The sequence below is a fragment of the Streptomyces sp. L-9-10 genome, from assembly GCF_004151105.1.
GTDB lineage: Bacteria > Actinomycetota > Actinomycetes > Streptomycetales > Streptomycetaceae > Streptomyces.
Window position 1 is genome coordinate 102,622 of sequence record NZ_PHRF01000168.1, and the last position, 16,943, is coordinate 119,564.

13 protein-coding genes and 1 riboswitch are annotated in these 16,943 nt (G+C 72.3%); of the genes, 7 read left to right on the forward strand and 6 right to left on the reverse strand.

The genetic code is table 11. The features are described 5' to 3' along the window. The first annotated feature begins 183 nt into the window (after positions 1 to 183). Genes CU044_RS36780 through CU044_RS36790 form a run of 3 tightly spaced genes read left to right on the forward strand, consistent with a single transcriptional unit; the run spans position 184 to position 2,612 of the window. Positions 184 to 657 (forward strand): hypothetical protein, encoded by a 474-nt coding sequence (locus CU044_RS36780; RefSeq protein WP_129773232.1) that lies wholly within the window; start codon positions 184 to 186, stop codon positions 655 to 657. Positions 658 to 678: 21 nt separating this feature from the next. Then, positions 679 to 2,100 (forward strand): hypothetical protein, encoded by a 1,422-nt coding sequence (locus CU044_RS36785; RefSeq protein WP_129773234.1) that lies wholly within the window; start codon positions 679 to 681, stop codon positions 2,098 to 2,100. Beyond that, positions 2,097 to 2,612 carry a hypothetical protein gene (locus CU044_RS36790; RefSeq protein WP_129773236.1) on the forward strand — a complete coding sequence of 172 codons (516 nt, stop codon included), beginning with the start codon at positions 2,097 to 2,099 and terminating at the stop codon, positions 2,610 to 2,612. Before CU044_RS36785 ends, CU044_RS36790 begins: the two co-directional genes overlap by 4 nt. Before the next feature lie 37 nt (positions 2,613 to 2,649). Here CU044_RS36790 and CU044_RS36795 read toward each other — a convergent pair whose 3' ends face one another. From CU044_RS36795 to cbiE, 3 genes are all read right to left on the reverse strand, one after another. Next, complete coding sequence (locus tag CU044_RS36795) at positions 2,650 to 7,074, reverse strand: hypothetical protein (RefSeq protein WP_345790171.1); 4,425 nt, start codon at positions 7,072 to 7,074, stop codon at positions 2,650 to 2,652. A 241-nt stretch (positions 7,075 to 7,315) separates the two neighbouring features. Continuing rightward, positions 7,316 to 8,074: a precorrin-4 C(11)-methyltransferase gene (gene cobM, locus CU044_RS36805; RefSeq protein ID WP_129773242.1), complete on the reverse strand. Its 759-nt coding sequence runs from the start codon at positions 8,072 to 8,074 to the stop codon at positions 7,316 to 7,318. Next, complete coding sequence (gene cbiE, locus CU044_RS36810) at positions 8,071 to 9,444, reverse strand: precorrin-6y C5,15-methyltransferase (decarboxylating) subunit CbiE (RefSeq protein ID WP_193564168.1); 1,374 nt, start codon at positions 9,442 to 9,444, stop codon at positions 8,071 to 8,073. The genes cobM and cbiE overlap by 4 nt, the downstream gene beginning before the upstream one ends. A 264-nt stretch (positions 9,445 to 9,708) precedes the next feature. On the opposite strand from cbiE, the gene CU044_RS36815 reads away from it, so the two are divergent. Next, positions 9,709 to 10,101: a hypothetical protein gene (locus tag CU044_RS36815; RefSeq protein WP_129773246.1), complete on the forward strand. Its 393-nt coding sequence runs from the start codon at positions 9,709 to 9,711 to the stop codon at positions 10,099 to 10,101. Between the two features lie 61 nt (positions 10,102 to 10,162). Here the strand turns inward: CU044_RS36815 and CU044_RS36820 are convergent, their stop codons facing one another. Then, entirely contained in the window at positions 10,163 to 10,831 is a 669-nt protein-coding gene (locus tag CU044_RS36820) for a TetR/AcrR family transcriptional regulator (protein WP_129773248.1), read from the reverse strand. Positions 10,832 to 10,910: 79 nt separating this feature from the next. Between CU044_RS36820 and CU044_RS36825 the strand changes: the two genes are divergently transcribed. Next, a complete protein-coding gene (locus CU044_RS36825) occupies positions 10,911 to 11,546 on the forward strand; it encodes an NAD(P)H-binding protein (RefSeq protein ID WP_129773250.1) in 636 nt (211 codons plus the stop codon). Between the two features lie 296 nt (positions 11,547 to 11,842). Here the strand turns inward: CU044_RS36825 and CU044_RS36830 are convergent, their stop codons facing one another. Beyond that, positions 11,843 to 12,670, reverse strand: coding sequence for a CbtA family protein (locus tag CU044_RS36830; RefSeq protein WP_129773252.1), 828 nt, complete (start codon positions 12,668 to 12,670; stop codon positions 11,843 to 11,845). 21 nt (positions 12,671 to 12,691) lie between these two features. Next, a complete protein-coding gene (locus tag CU044_RS36835; protein WP_129773254.1) occupies positions 12,692 to 12,925 on the reverse strand; it encodes a CbtB-domain containing protein in 234 nt (77 codons plus the stop codon). Between the two features lie 61 nt (positions 12,926 to 12,986). Next, a riboswitch (cobalamin riboswitch) is annotated at positions 12,987 to 13,075 on the reverse strand. A gap of 125 nt (positions 13,076 to 13,200) precedes the next feature. On the opposite strand from CU044_RS36835, the gene CU044_RS36840 reads away from it, so the two are divergent. After that, complete coding sequence (locus tag CU044_RS36840) at positions 13,201 to 13,974, forward strand: histidine phosphatase family protein (protein ID WP_129773256.1); 774 nt, start codon at positions 13,201 to 13,203, stop codon at positions 13,972 to 13,974. A gap of 93 nt (positions 13,975 to 14,067) precedes the next feature. Beyond that, on the forward strand, positions 14,068 to 16,878 hold the full coding sequence (locus CU044_RS36845) for a SpoIIE family protein phosphatase/ATP-binding protein (RefSeq protein ID WP_129773258.1): 2,811 nt from the start codon (positions 14,068 to 14,070) through the stop codon (positions 16,876 to 16,878). Positions 16,879 to 16,943: the final 65 nt, after the last annotated feature.

The window sequence follows — 16,943 nt, forward strand, 5'->3', positions numbered from 1 at the left end:
CTCGGACCCGAATCCGCAAAGTCCGAGCACGACGAAGGCCCCGAGCCGGACAATGCCCGGAGACAGACGCTGAGCCGAGGTGAAACCGCAGGGGTGACCGAGAGCGACACGAGAAGTACAAGGGCCGGGACATCCGGTGCGATGACGCACATGACTCATATGGCCGACGGGGGGAATTCGAGGATGGCATGGGACGAGTGGGAGCACCTGAAGACCGAGGTCACCGCACGGCAGTCGACGGAGATGCGGCTGAACCAGCTGCCGCCGGGCGGCGGGGGCGGTGGCAATCAGGATCTCGTGGTGCGCCAGGACGATCTGGGCGCCGTGGGCCACGAGGCGTTCATGCTGTACGACCAGTTGGGCAAACAGGCCGACATCGCCGGCGCGGGTGCTGATGACAGCGGCTCCGGATCCACCATGCGTGCCGGAGCCGAGCTGAAGTCCCGTCACTTCGCCATGGGCTCGGAGCTGGAGAACACAGTGAGCGTATGGACGGCCCAGGTGAAGGCGGTACGCCAGGCTTGTGCGCACATCTCCAATCACTTGGACTACTCGGCGAAGGAATACGCCAAGGAGGACGAGGCCATCGGTGCCGTATTGCGAGACCGCGGCGGCGCGGCCGTCCCCGTCTCGCGCCTCAACGAGTACTTCACGTAGCCGACAGGGGGCCAGGACGAGATGGACTACGACGATCTGTTACACGTCGACCTCGGCAAACTGAGCACCGCGGTGTCCGACTGGAAGACCGTGTTCCAAGACCTGGAGCGGCTTGCGGACAACGCCCGTGACGGCATGAAGGCGGCGTCGGACGAGGCGCGCTGGCAGGGTGCCAACGCCACGGTGACCCGGGCCTTCGTGGGGAAGACGGCCAAGGAGTTCGACGACCTGCGCCGAGAGGCCAAGAGTGTGTGGAGCGTCATGAACGACGCCCACAGCGAATTGCTGGGGCTGCAGCGCCGGGCCAAGGACCTCACGGCGGAAGCGGGCAGGGCCGGGTTCCTGGTCACCCGTGGCCAGGACGGGAGAGTCAAGGTGATGGAAGCGCTGTGTACTCCGGAAGGCTCGGGCCAGAAGAAACTGGACCAGATGCAGTGGTACGCCGACACTCTCACCGACATCGTCAGCCACGCCGGCGAGATCGACGAGGCGACGTCCCGCGCGCTGCGCGCAAGCCACGGCGGCAACCCGGACAACCCCGGCCACGGTACGTACACCTCGCTCGACGAGGACATGTTCCCTCGTGCCGTCGGCCTGGCCCGGCTCGGGAACGATGCCGAGCCCGCGCAGCGGCAGGAACTGCGGCGGCTCTGGGCGTCCCTGAGCCCCGAGGCGCGGGCGCGATTGTGGTCACAGCACAAGGACGGCCTCTTGGACGCCGACATTTTCGCGCCCCAGGTACGGCGCGTGGCCGCGGACGACGGGGCCGGCCCGTACGACGTGGAGGATCCGGGCTGGAGCGATCGCTGGATCCACGCGCAGGCCGGCATGATGACTGACGCGGGCGACTTCATCGGCAACACCGACGCTTCCCGGAACATGAACCACTATCTCGAAGGCTCCGGGGACACACTGAACCTGGATGTCGACAGAATGCTCACCGACGACGAGACGCTGCGGCTGACGGCGGAGACGTCGGTCGCGGCCCACCAGGACAGATGGCGGCAGCAGGCCCTTGAAGCCTTTGAGCAGTCGGGTGGCAAGCCGGTGACCATCCCGGTGGAAACCCCCGCCCTCGGTTACACGCACAGCGATCGCAACTGGTACCTGGCCGTCGGCAGCGGCATGTCCAACACCACGGGCGCCGTCACGGTGGTGCCCGGCGCGGACGGCAGGCCGCAGGTGGCACTCGATTACCAGGTGAACGTGTGGGACCGGTACAACTGGGATCCCGGGAAATCCACCCCGATCGGTCCGACCACGATCACCGACGCCGACATGGCCCGACTGCATACGACGGGCCTCGCGAGGGAGTTCGACATGCGAGGCAGCGGTTCGACGCAACATGTCGAGCTGGGTTCCGGCCCCGCCCCATTACCCGATCCCCCGGACCCGGGACGCGATGGAGAGCGTACGGATCCGGGTCGCGAAGGAGTCCGGTGAAGAAGATTCCGCCCCGCGGCGCCCTCATCCTGGGGGTGGCCGTCGTGCTCGGGTCGGCCCTGGCCTCCTGCTCGACCGCCACGACCGGCGACACCGCCGGCGCGCGCGGCCAGGTGCCCAACTGGGCCGGGGACGCGACACCGTCGAGCGTCAGCGAGCAGCTCGGCGTCGAGATCCCCGCGACGGCCACCGACCGCCGGGCCGCGTACCAGAACGGCTTTCAGGATGACGGACTGCTGCTGGCGTTCTCCCTGTCCACCTCGGAGGTCGACGCGTTCGTCACCGGGCTGGCGCCCCAGGGCGAACTGACGCGGCGGGAGAAACCGCTCCGTAAGTCCGTCAAACCCACCACGCCCTTCTCCCACTTGGGCCTCGCGGAGCCCGAGACTCTTCCCGATGTTCAGGAGGGGCAGATCTGCGCACCGTGCGAAGGCCGGCTGAACTCCCTTCAGATCGCGGTGCATCCGCTCGATGACCGGGCCAGCCGCGTCTACCTCAGGGGAGTCGGCTGACCGCGCCTCCCCCGGCGCCCCGCGCCCCCTCCCCGGCTCAGTCCCCGCACACCGCCCCCGGCGGCACCTCCGCCGGTACCGCGGCGCGCTCCGCGGCCGTGAGGGTGCGGCGGCCGGTCACCGCGCACAGGCCGGCGGTCCATTCCGCGGGGTCCAGGCGTACGGGGATCGTCTGGCCCTCGTCGTCGTACAGGACCGTCGAACCGTCCGCCGAGACGGCCGGGAACGTCCCCGGGGTGGCGTTCATCGCCGTTCCGAAGTCGAAGGACTCCACGGCGGAGCGGCGTCCGACCTCGTAGATCCGCACCTTTCCCGCGTCCGCCACCAGGAAGCGTCCCTCGCCGTCGATGAACTCGCCGGTGAACTCCCCGCCGGTGCCGCCGCCACCGGCGCCGCTCATGGGTCCGAGTTCCCTGCGGGCCGGGTCGAGTCGCCACAGCTCCCAGTCGCCGCCCCGGCGGAAGACCCCCATGTACCGGCCCGTGGCGTCGATACGGAGGCCGGTCGCGTCCTCCCCGATCTCGACCCGGAGTTCCCTCACCTCGCGCCCCTTGCGGACGTCCACGACGTGAAGGGAGGTGTCGCCGAGCACCGCCACATGCCCTTCCCTGGGATACGGCCAGGTGACGGGGGTACCGCCGACGCTCCCCGCCAGGTCCAGTTCCGCCAGGTCGACCTGGTCGACGCGTTGCCCGCTCCTGGCGTCCCAGCGCTCGACGGTGGTGTGGACGGTGACGAGCAGATGCCGGTCGTCGGTGAACATGAACAGCGAGGGCTCACCGATCTCCGCGGGGCTGACGACACTGACCTCGCGCAGGGACGGCACCTCCCGGATGACGATGTCCGAGTCCACCGGATCGGCGACCAACGCGCCGTCACCGCTGACCTTCAGGCTCTCCCGCGCCCCCAGGCCCGGCCGGTCCGCCGTGGCGTCCGTCGTGAATCCCCCGGCCACCGTAATTCCCCCGGCCACGGTGTGCGTCCGTATCAGCTCCGCCTCGCGCGACTTGCTGATCGCCGTGGCACCGTCCGGTGTCAGGGCCGTACCCATGCCATCCCCGTCCGCGGAGAGGAACTCCCGCACACCGGCGGACATTCCGGTCACGGTCACGCCGGTCGGGTCATGGGCCAGGAGAGAGAACCCATCGTCCTCCCGCACCAGTTGACCGTACGGGCGACGGCTCCCCAGAGCGGTGTCCGTCGCCCCGGCCCCCACGCGCGCCCCGATCTCGGAGACCGGTTTCCGCTCCTTCGTGTCGGCCAGCCGCATGACGTCGCCCACGAGATCGCTGACCGCGATGTACCGGCCCGTGCGGTCGATCGCCATTCTCTCCACGCAGGGACCGTCGCTCGCGAACCGGCCGGTCTCCTCGCCGTCCGCCACCCGGACCACCCGGTACAGCGCCTTCTCCGCGACGTCGGTGCCATGGCAGAAGACCACCGCGGTTCCGTCGCCGGACACTTCCACCCCGTTCAGGTCGGACAGGACGGTGCGGGGCGGGCGGGAGCCCTCGTACGCGCGGAGTGTGTATTCCCTGCCCGCCATGGAGTCGCCGGTGTACGCCAGCACGGTGTCCGGGTCCGCCCCGAACCAGAGCGCCAGGAAATCGTGGCCCTCCGGAGGCTCGGTCCTGCGGACGACGGTGCCTCTGGCGAGATCCCAGATCACCAGGTCGTCGCTGACGACGGCGGCCACCCGGCTCCCGTCCGGCGAGACCGCGGCCTGCCGGAGGGCCGAGCCACGGGTGGAGGCGATCGGGGCCGCGGATATCGTCCGGCCGTTCGCCACCAGCGCGTCCGTTTCCGCGCGGACCTGGTACCAGAGCAGCTTTCCGTTGGCCGCGACGTAACCGGCGCCCTTCCCGTCCCGCGTGACCACCGGATGGACCGCTTCCGCTTCCGGCGGAAGGTGGGCCCGGCGTATCCGCCCGTCGTCGTCCCGTACGAACAGGGTGGCCCGCCCCAGCTCGGTCGTCGCCAGCACGACGCGGCCGTCCTCGCCGGCGGCGACCTCACGCACCCTGCCCGGCGTCCCCGACATCAGCCAGCGCGCCCGCCCGTACGCGAGGTAGCTCTGCAACAGGGCGTCGCGCGCCGATTCGGTGGGCGAGCGGCGGTACGCGGAGATCGCGAGCAGCGCCGACAGCGCCGGGTCGGTGGCGCGCAGGTCCGTCGAGGTCGCCGCCATGGAGCGGGAGTCCGCCTCGGCGGCGCGCTCCTCCGTGACGCCCGTCTGGTACACGAAGAGCGAGCCGAGCACCGCCGCGAGCGCCAGTACGGTACCGAGGCCGGTGAACAGCCCGCGTCTGCGCAGGGTTCTCGTCCGCGACCGGTCGCGGCCCCGGCGCAGGAAGTCGGCGTCGGCCTCGCTCAGGTCCTCGCCGCGCTCGCGCTCCCAGCGGCGCGCCGCCTCCAGGGCCGACGCGGCGGGCAGCAGATCCGGCACGCGGCCGGCGGCCTCCCAGCGTTCGCGGTCGTGCCGGAGACCTTCCCGCCAGGCGAGGAAGTCCCGGTCGCGTTCCACCCACGCGCCGAGCCGGTCCCACGCCCGGATCAGCGCCTCGTGGGCCAGTTCGACGGTCTCCCGCCGCTCGTCGTCGAGGCCGATGACCACCAGCCGTTCCCTGGCCAGCGCTCGGGCGACCGTCCACTCCGGCCCGTCCAGCTCCGCGCGGGGCACGACACGGCGCGTGGCCGCGGGGCCGCCGAGCGGCAGCCGGACCAGCCGCGTGAACAGCCGCCGCGCCGTGTCCTCGTCGGTCCCCTCCGTCCGGCCGGACCCGTCGGCCTCCCCCGCCGCGCGCCGCCATACGGCCTCGGCCCGCTCGGCCAGGGCGCCGCTGACGCCGCCGAGTTCCTCGTACGCCCGGTGGGTGAGCAGACCGCCCCGCTGCCGCTCCCACAGCTGATCGAGGGTGAACTCCAGGAGCGGCAGCACGCCGTGCGCGTCGCCGCAGTCGGCGAGAATGCGCTGTTCCAGGCCGTCCGCGTACGCGACGGACGCGATCGCCCGGACCGGCAGGACCACCGCCTGCCGCACCTGTTCCGCGGACATCGCGGGCAGGAGGAGGGACTTGCCCCGCAGGGCGCGTTCCAGACCGGGCCGCGCGCTGACGGCTTCCAGGAAGTCGGCGCGGAGGGTCGACAGCACGCGCAGCCCCGACGGCGGGTGTTCGGGGAAGAGCGCGGCGACGGCCTCGGCGGCGGTCCGGGCGGCGGGGCCGTTGTCGAGGAGTTCCTCCAACTGGTCGACGACCACGACGAGACCGCGGAGACCACCCACCCCGCGGAGACCACGCACCTCGCGAGCGCGCCGCGTGACCGCACCCGGACCTCCGCCCGGCCCTCGGCCTCCGCCTGTACCCGTACCCGTACCCGCGCCAGCGCCCCCGTCCGTCAGCTGCGCCAGGATCTCCCCCCAGCCGTGCACGGAGAGCTCCGCCTCCACCACCCGGCTCTCCTCGCGCTGCGCGCTCCCCGTCAGGCCCGGCTGGGTGAGCCGTGTCAGCTCCATGGCGAGAGCGCCGAGCAGACCGGACGGACCGCCCGGCCGTACGACGACGACGGCGTATCCGGCCTTCCTCAGCCGGGGCACCACACCGGCCCGCACCAGCGACGACTTCCCGCAGCCCGACGGGCCGAAGACGGTGACCACCGCGTGCTCGGTGACCAGCGCGGCGACCTCGGCGCTCTCCTCGTCCCTGCCGTGGAAGACCTCGCTGTCCGCCTCCTGGAACGCCGACAGACCGCGGAACGGCGAGGGCGGCAGAACCACCTCCCGCAACGACGGTACGGCGAGCAGCAGTTCCGCGGTCGGGATGAGGAAGGCGGACGGCTGCCGGGGATCGGCGGCGACCACCATGCCGACCACGGCACCCAGCCGCTCGTCCCACACCGGTGCTCCGCTGAAGCCCCGGCTGATCGCGTGGTTGCTGCCCGCCGCCCGCTCGAACTGGAGCCAGCCGGCTCCCTGCCGCGCCCGCAGGACGCCCGCGTGCCACACCCCGTCGTCGTGGCGGGCCGGGAAGCCGAAGGTCCGCACGGGGTGTCCCCATACGTCGTCCGCCTCGGCCATGCGCAGCGGTACGGAGCCGGGGATGGTGGACCGCAGGCGCAGTACAGCGATGTCACGGGCCCCGGACGGGCCGCCGTCGGGCCAGTACTCCACCGCCGCCGCGACGACCACCGGACCGCCCGCCGGGCCGCCCTTCCGGCCGTCCCCCTCCCGGCTATCCCCCCGACCGCCCGCCGGGCCGTCCACGGGGCCGAGCGGCAGGTCCACCTCGACGGTCGCCCCGGGGGCCGGGCGCTCGTCCTCGTCCAGCCCGAGCGCGGAGGCGACGACATGGGCGCAGGTGACGGCCAGTTCCCCGGTCACGAGAAAGCCGACGCCGACAGCCGTACCGTCGGGATACCGGACCCTGAGCACCGCGGCGGCGAGCGGCTCGGGCGTACTCGGCATCTCGACCACGTACGCCCAACTCCCTTGTACGACTTGGCAGTTTATTGAGGATTTATTGAATGTTCGATTGCCCTCTCAGTATGGCGCGCGGACGCATCTCACATGGAGCCCTGGGTCGAACACATGAGGAAGATGTGACATGACCGCGACAAAGAAGAACAGGACCGGGCAGGGCTGAAGCGCCTGAAGCGCCCCACAGGGCCTGAAGCTCCCGACAGGACCCGGCGGGACCCGGCAGGACCTACGGCCGCGAGGTGTGCGGGCGCTCCCTGTCGGCCGAGTACAGGTGGCTGTCGCGGAACTGCTCCGCGCCCAGCGTCCGGCCGACCATGATGACCGCCGTCCGCACCACACCCGCCGCCTTCACCTGGCCGGCGATGTCGTCCAGCGTGCCGCGCAGCACCAGTTCGTCCGGGCGGCTGGCCATCGCCACCACCGCGGCCGGGCAGTCCGCCCCGTAGTGCGGCAGCAGTTCGGCCACCACCCGGTCCACATACCGCGCGGCCAGGTGCAGGACGAGCAGCGCGCCGCTCCGGCCGAGGGTCGCCAGGTCCTCGCCCTCCGGCATCGGGGTGGCGCGCTGGGCGATCCGCGTGAGGATCACCGTCTGGCCCACCGTCGGGATCGTCAGCTCACGCTTCAGCGCGGCGGCCGCCGCCGCGAACGCCGGTACGCCCGGCACCACTTCGTACGGCACGCCCGCCGCGTCCAGCCGGCGCATCTGCTCCGCGACGGCGCTGAAGACCGACGGGTCGCCGGAGTGCAGCCGGGCGACGTCGTGGCCCTCCTCGTGCGCCCGGACCAACTCGGCCGTGATCCCGTCCAGGTCCATCTGCGCGGTGTCGACCAGGCGCGCGTCGGGCGGGCACTCGGCCAGCAGTTCGCGCGGCACGAGGCTGCCCGCGTACAGACACACCCGGCAGGCGGCCAGCCTGCGGGCGCCGCGCACCGTGATCAGATCGGCGGCGCCGGGACCGGCGCCGATGAAGTACACCGTCATCGTTCTTCTCCTGCCAAGGGGAGTCCTGCCGAGGGGAGACCTGCCGACGGAAATCCCGCCGAAGGGAGTCCTGCTGAAGGGACGCCCGCTGAAGGAACTCCTGTTGTGGGGACCCGCGGAGGCCGGTCCTTCGTGACCGCCCACTGAGTGACCGGCATGGCCTGCCGCCAGCCGGTGAAACCGCCCACCGGAACGGCGTGCGCGACCGCCAGCCGTACGAGTTCCCCGCCCAGGCGGCGGTACCACTCGGCGAGCAGCGCCTCGGACTCCAGCGTCACCGTGTTCGCGACCAGCCTGCCGCCCTCGGGCAGCGCGTCCCAGCAGCGCTCCAGCAGCCCCGGTACGGTCAGCCCGCCGCCGATGAACACCGCGTCGGGCACCGGCAGTCCGGCCAGCGCGCCGGGCGCCCCGCCGGTGACGACGCGCAGCCCGGGGACGCCGAGCGCCCGCGCGTTGCGGCCGATACGTTCCGCCCGCGCCGGATCGCGCTCGACCGAGACGGCGCGGCAGGACCGGTGCGTACGCATCCACTCGACGGCGATCGAGCCCGACCCGCCGCCGATGTCCCAGAGCAGTTCGCCGGGCGCGGGCGCGAGCGCGGCCAGGGTCGCGGCGCGCACATGCCGCTTGGTGAGCTGGCCGTCGTGCTCGTACGCGGTGTCCGGCAGGCCGGGTACGGCGCCGAGGCGCGGCGCGTCGGGCGCGCGGCGGCACTCGACCGCCACGACATTGAGCGGATCACCGGCGGGCTCGGCCCACTCCTGGGCGACGCCCTCGAATCGCCGTTCCCGTTCCCCGCCGCCGAGTTGTTCGAGGACATGCATACGGCTCGGCCCGAAACCCCGGTCCCTCAGCAGCGCCGCCACCTCGGCCGGGGTCGCCGCCCCCGCGCTGAGCACGAGCACCCGACGGCCGTCGTACAGGGCGGCGGAGAGCCGCTCGGCGGGGCGGCCGACGAGTGTGACCACCTCCGTGTCCTCCACCGGCCAGCCGAGCCGGGCGCACGCGTACGAGACGGACGACGGATGCGGCAGCACGCGCAGCGCCCCGGCCCGCTGGGCGTCGGCGCCGAGGGTCACGGACAGGACCTCGGACAGGGTCCGCCCGATCCCGTGGAACATCGGGTCCCCGCTCGCCAGTACGGCGACCCGTCGCCCGGCGTGGGCGGCGAGCAGCCCGGAAACGGCGGGCCGCAGCGGCGACGGCCACGGCACCCGCTCGCCCGCGCACTCCCCGGGGAGCAGGGCCAGTTGCCGGGGGCCGCCGATGAGGACGTCCGCCTCGCGCAGCGCGGCCCGCGAGCCGCCGGGCAGCCCCGCCCAGCCGTCGGCGCCGATCCCGACGACGGTCACCGGCACCGACACAGGCACCGGCACCGGCACCGGCTCCGGCCCCTGGGGCGCGGGGGACCCGGATGGCCCGGGGGACCCCGTGGGCCCTGTGGGCGCGGATGGCTGGGCGGGGCTCACTGCCGTACACCTCTGAACTGGGGGAAGACCGAGTCCGCACTCTACTGGCCGCCCTCCGGACGAGATGCGGGTGACCCATCCGTATGGAACCTTGAGGTGACGGCAATGGCCGCGGACCGGACCGGCACCGGCCCGCGGCCCGTCTCCTCACCGAGGGAGCGCCCCATGACGGCCAAGAGGGCACTTGCTACCGGCTGGACGGTCTTCGCCGCGGTTCTCATGATCTTCGGCGGCGCGATGACGGTCCTGGCGGGCATCTCCGCCATCGCCAGGGACGACATCTTCCTGGCGACGAGGAACTACGTCTTCTCGTTCAGCCTCGTGGGCTGGGGCTGGGTCCATCTCATCATCGGCGCCATCATCTTCATCGCGGGCTGCGCGCTGTTGCGGGGCGCGGTGTGGGCGCGCGTGATCGGTGTGATCCTGGCGGGTCTCGGCGCGGTCTCGAACTTCCTCTGGATCCCGCGTTATCCGCTCTGGGCCCTCGTGCTCCTCGCCGTCGATCTCTTCATCATCTGGGCGCTGTGCGCGGGCGACAGGCGCCGCTCCGAGAGATGAGTCCGAGGACGGTTCACGGGCCCGGATCCTCACGCCCCTCCGGGCTCGGCGGATCCTCACGTCACGGGCCCGGAGGGGCGATGCCCGCCAGCAGTGCCCGTACCGTCTCCCGCGCGAAATCCGCCTCGCTCTCCGGACGCAGCGTGCCCTCCGGGGGATCCGGGGCGAAGAACAGGTCCAGAAAGGCCCGGTGGAAGCAGGCGCCGACGAGGAGCAGCGCCGCCGCGTCCGGGTCGATGTCCGGGGAGACCCGGCCCAGTTCCTGTTCCGCCGCGAGATACCCGGCCACGGACCGGCTCACCTCGTGCGGCCCCGAGCCGTCGAGTCCGAGCCGCTTGCGGTGGGCCGCGAGCAGGTCGGGGCTGGCGAAGAGGGACGCCGCCATCGGGAACGTACCCCGGTAGAAGAGCACCCCGACCCTGGCCACCTCCTCCAGATGAGCGGCCACCTCCCCCTCGCCCACGCGGCCCGGCAGCCGCGCCAGCGCGTCCGTGAAGCGCGGCGCGCGCTCGTGCAGGACGCTGACGAAGATCTCCTCCTTGTCGCGGAAGTGCTTGTAGAGCGCGGCTTCCGAGCAGCCCGCCTCCCTCGCGATCTCCTTGGTCGTCGTGCGCGTCAGCCCCACGGTGCCCATCAGCCGCGCGGCGGCGTCGAGGATCCGCGAGCGCGTCAGGGCGCCGCCGGTCAGGGGCGGCGCGGCCGGTTCTCGGTTCGTACCCGTACCCGTCATGCCCGCCAGCCTACTTTGACAAGTGGGTGAGCGCTCACCCACTATGGCTGGTAAGCGTTCACTCACCCCTGGAGGGGTTATGAAAATCGCTGTGCTGGGAGCCACGGGCGGCGTAGGATGGCAGCTCGTCCGCCACGCTCTCGCGGACGGACACAAGGTTTCGGCGGCGGTACGGGACCCGGCCAAACTGAGGACGGAACACGAGAGCCTGACGGTCGTACGCGCCGACGCCCTCGACGCGGCTTCCCTGACCGAGGTGGTCGACGGGGCCGACGCGGTGCTGTCGGGGATGGGCCAGGCCGGCCGGCACGACCCGCTCAAGCCCGCGTCGGCCTCGGCGCGGGCGGCGACCGAGGCGATGGCCGCGACCGGCGTACGGCGGATCGTCGTGGTGAGCGCGGCACCGCTGAACCGCTCGGGGGCGGGTCAGCCGTGGCTGGCGCGCCGAGTGCTGCTGCCCGGGATGTGGCTGGCGCTCAAGGAGTTGTACACCGATCTCGAACTGATGGAGACGATCCTGCGGGACAGCGGGCTCGACTGGACGTCGGTACGGCCGCCCCGGCTGACGGACGCCGACGGCAGGGGCACCTACCGGCACGCCGTGGAGGCGGGCCCGGCCGCCAACGCGATCGCCCGCGCGGACGTGGCCCGCGCCATGCTGGACTTCGTCACGGACCGGGAGACGTTCGGACACGCGGTCGGCGTCAGCGACTGACGGACGAGCGGTTGAGGAACGCGCGGTTGACGGGCTGCTGGGGAACAGGCGGTTGAGGAACGGGCGGCTGGGAACGGGCGGTTGAGGAACGCGCGGCACCGGCGACGGTGACCAGCGCGACGGCCGACCGGAGACCGGCCGACGGCGGCAGACCGGAGACCAACCGGCGGCCGACCGGAGACCAGGCCAACATCCCGCCAACGACCGGGGACCGGCCCGCGCGTCACACGCGGGCCGGTCCCCGGTTCAGCCGTTGGCCGGCCGATGGTTCCGCCGATGTCGCCACGGGCGCCGCTTCAGCCGGCGGTACGCACCGACGCGGCAGCGCTGTCGGACGCCGCCGCCTCCGCGGCCCCCGCGGCCTGCCCCGGCCGGAGCGCCCGCTCCGCCAGCGCCCCGAAGATCAGCCCGAAGGCCGTCCACAGCAGCGCCTGTACGCCGATCGACGCCAGCCGGAATTCCCAGAGCAGGGCAGCCGGGAAAGAGGCCGCAACGGCATCGGTGTTGCCGGGCAGGACGAGACAGGCCACCACCACGGCGACGGCGTAACCGCCACCGGCGACGACCGCCGCGTTCCAGTTGCCCAGACGCGGCGCGAGCCGTCGTCCCGCGATGACCGCGACGACGGCCAGCAGGACGCTCAGCAGGATCATCAGGAAGAACAGCGTGGTGCGCTTACCGATGGTGTCCGGGTTGCCGACCGCGGGCGGGGTCGCCGGATACTTCAGGAACGGCACCAGATAGACGGTGACGAAGGCGGCCCCGGCGAGCAGCGCCGCGGTCGCCCTCGGACCGAAGCGGCCGATCCTGCCGAGGCACCCGGCGAAGACCAGGGAGGCGATCCCGCCCAGGGCCACCCCGTATACCAGGACGCCGGTGGCCAGCCCGAAGGTCGACTGCACCGGCCGGCTGACCAGCTCTTCCTCCTCTTCCTCTGCCGCGCCTTGCTGATGGTCTTCCCCGCCGTGCTGATGCGCGGGCGCGGAGCGGGCCTCCTCCTGCGCGATGGAGTCCCGTACCGAGGGCTCACCCGCCACATAGGCCAGCACGAACGCGCAGAGTCCGGCGAGCAGGCCCGCGATCATGCCGCGGACCAGGAGGTTTCTGACGGTGGACGCGTGCATGTGCGTGATCTCCGTCGGTCGTCAGTGGCAGGGGAAGCCGAGGAGATGACGGCCGTCGTGCACCCACTCGTGCACCTCCGCACCGGAGAACACCGACGTGGCGCCCTGCTCCGCGCCGACGAAGTAGAGCAGCACCAGCATCAGGGTGCCCACGAACACGGCCCACGGCAGCACCGCGCGGAGCGGGAGCGGGGTGACAGCGGTACCGGTGGCACCGGTGGACGTAACGGTCGGGGGCGCTATGGACTGAGCCATGGCACAACCTCCTTGCGGGAACTCGCGTCCCATTCAGTGGAGCTCGAACGACGGCTTCCGGGTCTGACTCACCGGGGCCCCCGCCGCGCAGTACGCGGCCGGCGCCCGGCTTACAGTGGCGCGACCGTGCCGGATTCCCACCGGACTTCCGTTCCGCCGTCGTGATTGCGACGTGAAGGTACCGCGATACGGCAGACCGGCCAAGGGGACCTCCTTCCCGACCCCGGTGCGGCCGACCCGGCAGGACCGAGCCAGAACCAGGCAGCGAGGACCGTATGACCACCCGCCTCATGCTCATCTCACCGGCCATGAACCCGGCCCTGCGCGAGGCCCGCTTCCCGCACACCGGTGAGCCGGCCGCGACCACCGCCGGACCGGGCGCCGGAGCGGGCGGCGAACCCGTAACCGGAGCGGGCGGCGAAACGATGCCCCCACCCGGCGGCGACGCGCTGGACGCCCTCGGACTGCGGCAGGCCGAGGCCGTACGGGAGCACTTCCCCGCCACCGCCACCGCGTACGTCTCTCCCTCCCCCCGCTGCCGTCGCACCGCCGAGGCCCTCGGCCTGGACGCGCGGTCGCTGCCCGCCCTCGCCCCTTGCGCGATGGGCCGCTGGCAGGGCAGGACCCTCGACGAAGTGGCCGCCGCGGAACCGGCCGCGCTGGCCTCCTGGCTCTCGGATCCGGCGTCCGCCCCGCACAGCGGCGAATCCCTGCTGGAGCTGCTCGCCCGCACCGCCCACTGGCTCGACACCCTCGGCGACGGCGCACCGGCCGACGGCGGCACAGGCGGGAACGGCACAGGTGGGAACGGCACAGGTGGGAACGGCACGGCCGGGAACGGCACGCCCGGGGGCGGCACGGCCGGCGGCCGCCTCATAGCCGTCGTCGAACCGGACATCGTCCGCGCCTGCGCGGTCCACGCCCTGGGCGCACCACCCGCGGCCTTCTGGCGTATCGACGTACGCCCCCTCACCGCCACCGAACTCAGCGGACGGGCCGGCCGCTGGAACCTGCTCAGCGGCCGCCCGCTCCACAGCACGGCCCCCTGAGACACCCACCGCCGAAACCCGCCGGGACCCGGCACCGGTCAACGGGCCAACGCCCATTCGCCTTGTGAAGACTGGCGGTGTAGGTATAGGTACATGGCCCGACATATGGGTCGATCCTGGGCTCGGGCCTTGTCTGCCCGCTCCGGCCGGCGCCCACGGAGTCGGCGGCGTGAGCACCCGCGCACGGCAGGCGGGTCGCGACGATGGATCCAGCGCCGGGCCCCGCGGTGGCCGCAGGGGTGGCGTCGTCCGTCATGGCTGAACGTCCGCACGCTCGCCGGACAGGTCTTCATCCTGCAACTGGTGATCGTGCTGCTGCTCATCGGGTCCTCGCTGGTCTCACTCCTCCTGGTGTCCCGGCACGACACCGAACAAGAGGCGCGCAACCGCTGCCTCTCCGTCGCCACCGCGTTCGCGAACTCGCCGGGAGTCGCGCCCGCCCTGCGGGCCCCCGACCCCAGCGCGATCCTCCAGCCACGGGCCGAAGCGGTCCGCAAGGCCTCCATGGTCGACTTCGTCGTCGTCATAAACACGAAGGGCATCCGGCTCACGCACCCCAACCCCGCGCGCATCGGGGAGCACTTCATCGGCACCATCGGCCCGTCGCTCAAGGGCCGCACCATCACCGAGACCGTCCCGGGGACCCTCGGCCCCTCCGTACGGGCGGTGACCCCCGTCAAGGACGCGAACGGGAAAGTGGCCGGACTCGTGTCGGCCGGGATCACCATCAGCAAGGTGAACAGCCTCGCCAACCGCGAGGTCCCGATCGTCCTGGCCGCCGCCGCCGCGTCGCTCGCCCTCGCCACCGGCGGCACGGCGCTGGTGAGCGGCCGGCTGCGCCGCCAGACCCACGGGCTGGAGCCCGTCGAGATGGCGCGTATGTACGAGCATCATGACGCGGTCCTGCATGTCGTACGCGAAGGAGTGCTCATCCTCGACGGCGACGGCCGGCTGGTGCTCGCCAACGACGAGGCGCACCGTCTCCTCGATCTGCCCCCGCGACCGGAGGGCCGCTCCGTCACCGATCTCGGCCTGGATCCGCAGATGGCCGATCTGCTGGCCTCGGGACGCGCCGCCAGCGACGAGGTGCTGGCGACCGGAGAGCGGCTGATCGCGGTGAACAACCGCTCCACGGATCGTGACGGAGGCCCGCCGGGCAGCGTGGCCACCCTCCGCGACTCCACCGAGCTGCGCGCGCTCACGGGCCGGGCGGAAGTGGCGCAGAAGCGTCTCAAGCTGCTGTACGACGCGGGCGTGGAGATCGGCACCACCCTCGATGTGACCCGGACCGCCGAGGAGCTGGCGCGGGTGGCGGTCCCGCGGTTCGCGGACTTCGTCACCGTGGACCTGGCGGAGGCCATGCTGCGCGGTGAGGACCCCGCGGGGGTCACCGCCGTCTCCGAACTGCGCCGTACGGCCGTGGTCGGCATCCGCGACGACCACCCGCTCTACCGGCTGGGCGAGCGGTTCACGTTCCGCGCGTCCACACCCCAGGCACGGAGCCTGCGGAGCGGGCGCGGAACCGTCGAGCCCGATCTCGGCGTGTCGGCCGGCTGGCAGGCCCAGGACCCCGAGCACACCGCCCGGGTCATGGCGTACGGCATCCACTCCCTCGTCACCAGCCCGCTGCGTGCCCGGGGCGTGCTCCTCGGGGTCGTCAATTTCTGGCGTTCGGAGCGGCCGGAGCCCTTCGAGGACGAGGACGTGTCCCTCGCCGAGGAACTGGCCAACCACGCCTCGGTCTGTATCGACAACGCACGCCGCTACACCCGCGAGCACAACATGGCGGAGACGCTCCAGCGCAGCCTGCTCCCCCAGGTCCTGCCGGACCAGAACGCCCTCGACGTCGCCTACCGCTATCTGCCCGCGGAGTCGGGGGTGGGCGGCGACTGGTTCGATGTCATCCCGCTGCCCGGCGCCCGCGTGGCCCTGGTGGTGGGTGATGTCGTCGGACACGGCCTGCTCGCGGCGGCGACGATGGGCCGGCTGCGTACGGCGGTCCACAACTTCTCGACGCTCGACCTGCCGCCCGATGAGATCCTCACCCACCTGGACGATCTGATCACCCGCATCGACCATGACGAGGGCATCGCGGGCGGCGGCGCCGTGATCACGGGCGCGACCTGCCTCTACGCGATCTACGATCCGGTCACCCGGCTGTGTTCCATGGCCCGCGCCGGCCATCCGCCGCCCGCGCTGGTCGGCACGGACGGCAGCGTGGAGTTCCTCGATCTGCCGGCCGGGACTCCGCTGGGGCTCGGCGGGCTGCCGTTCGAGACGGTGGAGGTGCGGCTGCCCGAGCACAGCCATCTGGTGCTGTACACCGACGGGCTCATCGAGGACCGCGACCGGGAGATCGACGAAGGACTCCATCTGCTGCGCGCCGCGCTGTCCCACCCGCACCGGGACCCGGAGGAGACCTGCTCCGCGGTGCTGGAAGCACTGCTGCCCAACCGCCCGAGCGATGACATCGCGCTCATCGTCGCCCGTACCCGCGTGCTCGAACCCGACCGGATCGCGGAGTGGGAGGTGCCCTCCCATCCCTCGGAGGTGTCCCGGCTGCGCGCCGCCGTGGCCAGGCAGCTGGCGGACTGGGGGCTGGAGGAGGTGGCGTACTCGACCGAGCTGATCCTCAGCGAGCTGATCACCAACGCCATCCGCTACGCCCTCGGCCCGGTCAAGGTGCGGCTCCTCCGCGACCGCACCCTGATCTGCGAGGTCTCCGACTTCAGCAGCACCTCGCCGCATCTGCGGTACGCGAAGGCCACCGACGAGGGGGGCCGGGGCCTGTTCCTCGTCGCGCAGTTCACCGAACGCTGGGGCACCCGCTACACCGCGGAGGGCAAGGTCATCTGGGCCGAGCAGGCGCTGCCGTCGGACGACGGACCCGCCGCGGACAGCTGACCGCCGACCGCCGACCGCCGACGGCTGAAGGCTGACGGCTGACGGCTGACGGCTGACGGCCGAGC

What these genes read in the sequence shown, in the direction of transcription:
- CU044_RS36830 (WP_129773252.1), bottom strand. Translation starts at nt 12,670, where the DNA reads ATGCACGCGTCCACCGTCAGAAACCTCCTGGTCCGCGGCATGATCGCG.
- CU044_RS36815 (WP_129773246.1), top strand. Translation starts at nt 9,709, where the DNA reads ATGACGGCCAAGAGGGCACTTGCTACCGGCTGGACGGTCTTCGCCGCG.
- CU044_RS36825 (WP_129773250.1), top strand. Translation starts at nt 10,911, where the DNA reads ATGAAAATCGCTGTGCTGGGAGCCACGGGCGGCGTAGGATGGCAGCTC.
- CU044_RS36820 (WP_129773248.1), bottom strand. Translation starts at nt 10,831, where the DNA reads ATGACGGGTACGGGTACGAACCGAGAACCGGCCGCGCCGCCCCTGACC.
- CU044_RS36840 (WP_129773256.1), top strand. Translation starts at nt 13,201, where the DNA reads ATGACCACCCGCCTCATGCTCATCTCACCGGCCATGAACCCGGCCCTG.
- CU044_RS36785 (WP_129773234.1), top strand. Translation starts at nt 679, where the DNA reads ATGGACTACGACGATCTGTTACACGTCGACCTCGGCAAACTGAGCACC.
- CU044_RS36835 (WP_129773254.1), bottom strand. Translation starts at nt 12,925, where the DNA reads ATGGCTCAGTCCATAGCGCCCCCGACCGTTACGTCCACCGGTGCCACC.
- CU044_RS36780 (WP_129773232.1), top strand. Translation starts at nt 184, where the DNA reads ATGGCATGGGACGAGTGGGAGCACCTGAAGACCGAGGTCACCGCACGG.
- CU044_RS36795 (WP_345790171.1), bottom strand. Translation starts at nt 7,074, where the DNA reads ATGCCGAGTACGCCCGAGCCGCTCGCCGCCGCGGTGCTCAGGGTCCGG.
- CU044_RS36845 (WP_129773258.1), top strand. Translation starts at nt 14,068, where the DNA reads ATGGCCCGACATATGGGTCGATCCTGGGCTCGGGCCTTGTCTGCCCGC.
- cobM (WP_129773242.1), bottom strand. Translation starts at nt 8,074, where the DNA reads ATGACGGTGTACTTCATCGGCGCCGGTCCCGGCGCCGCCGATCTGATC.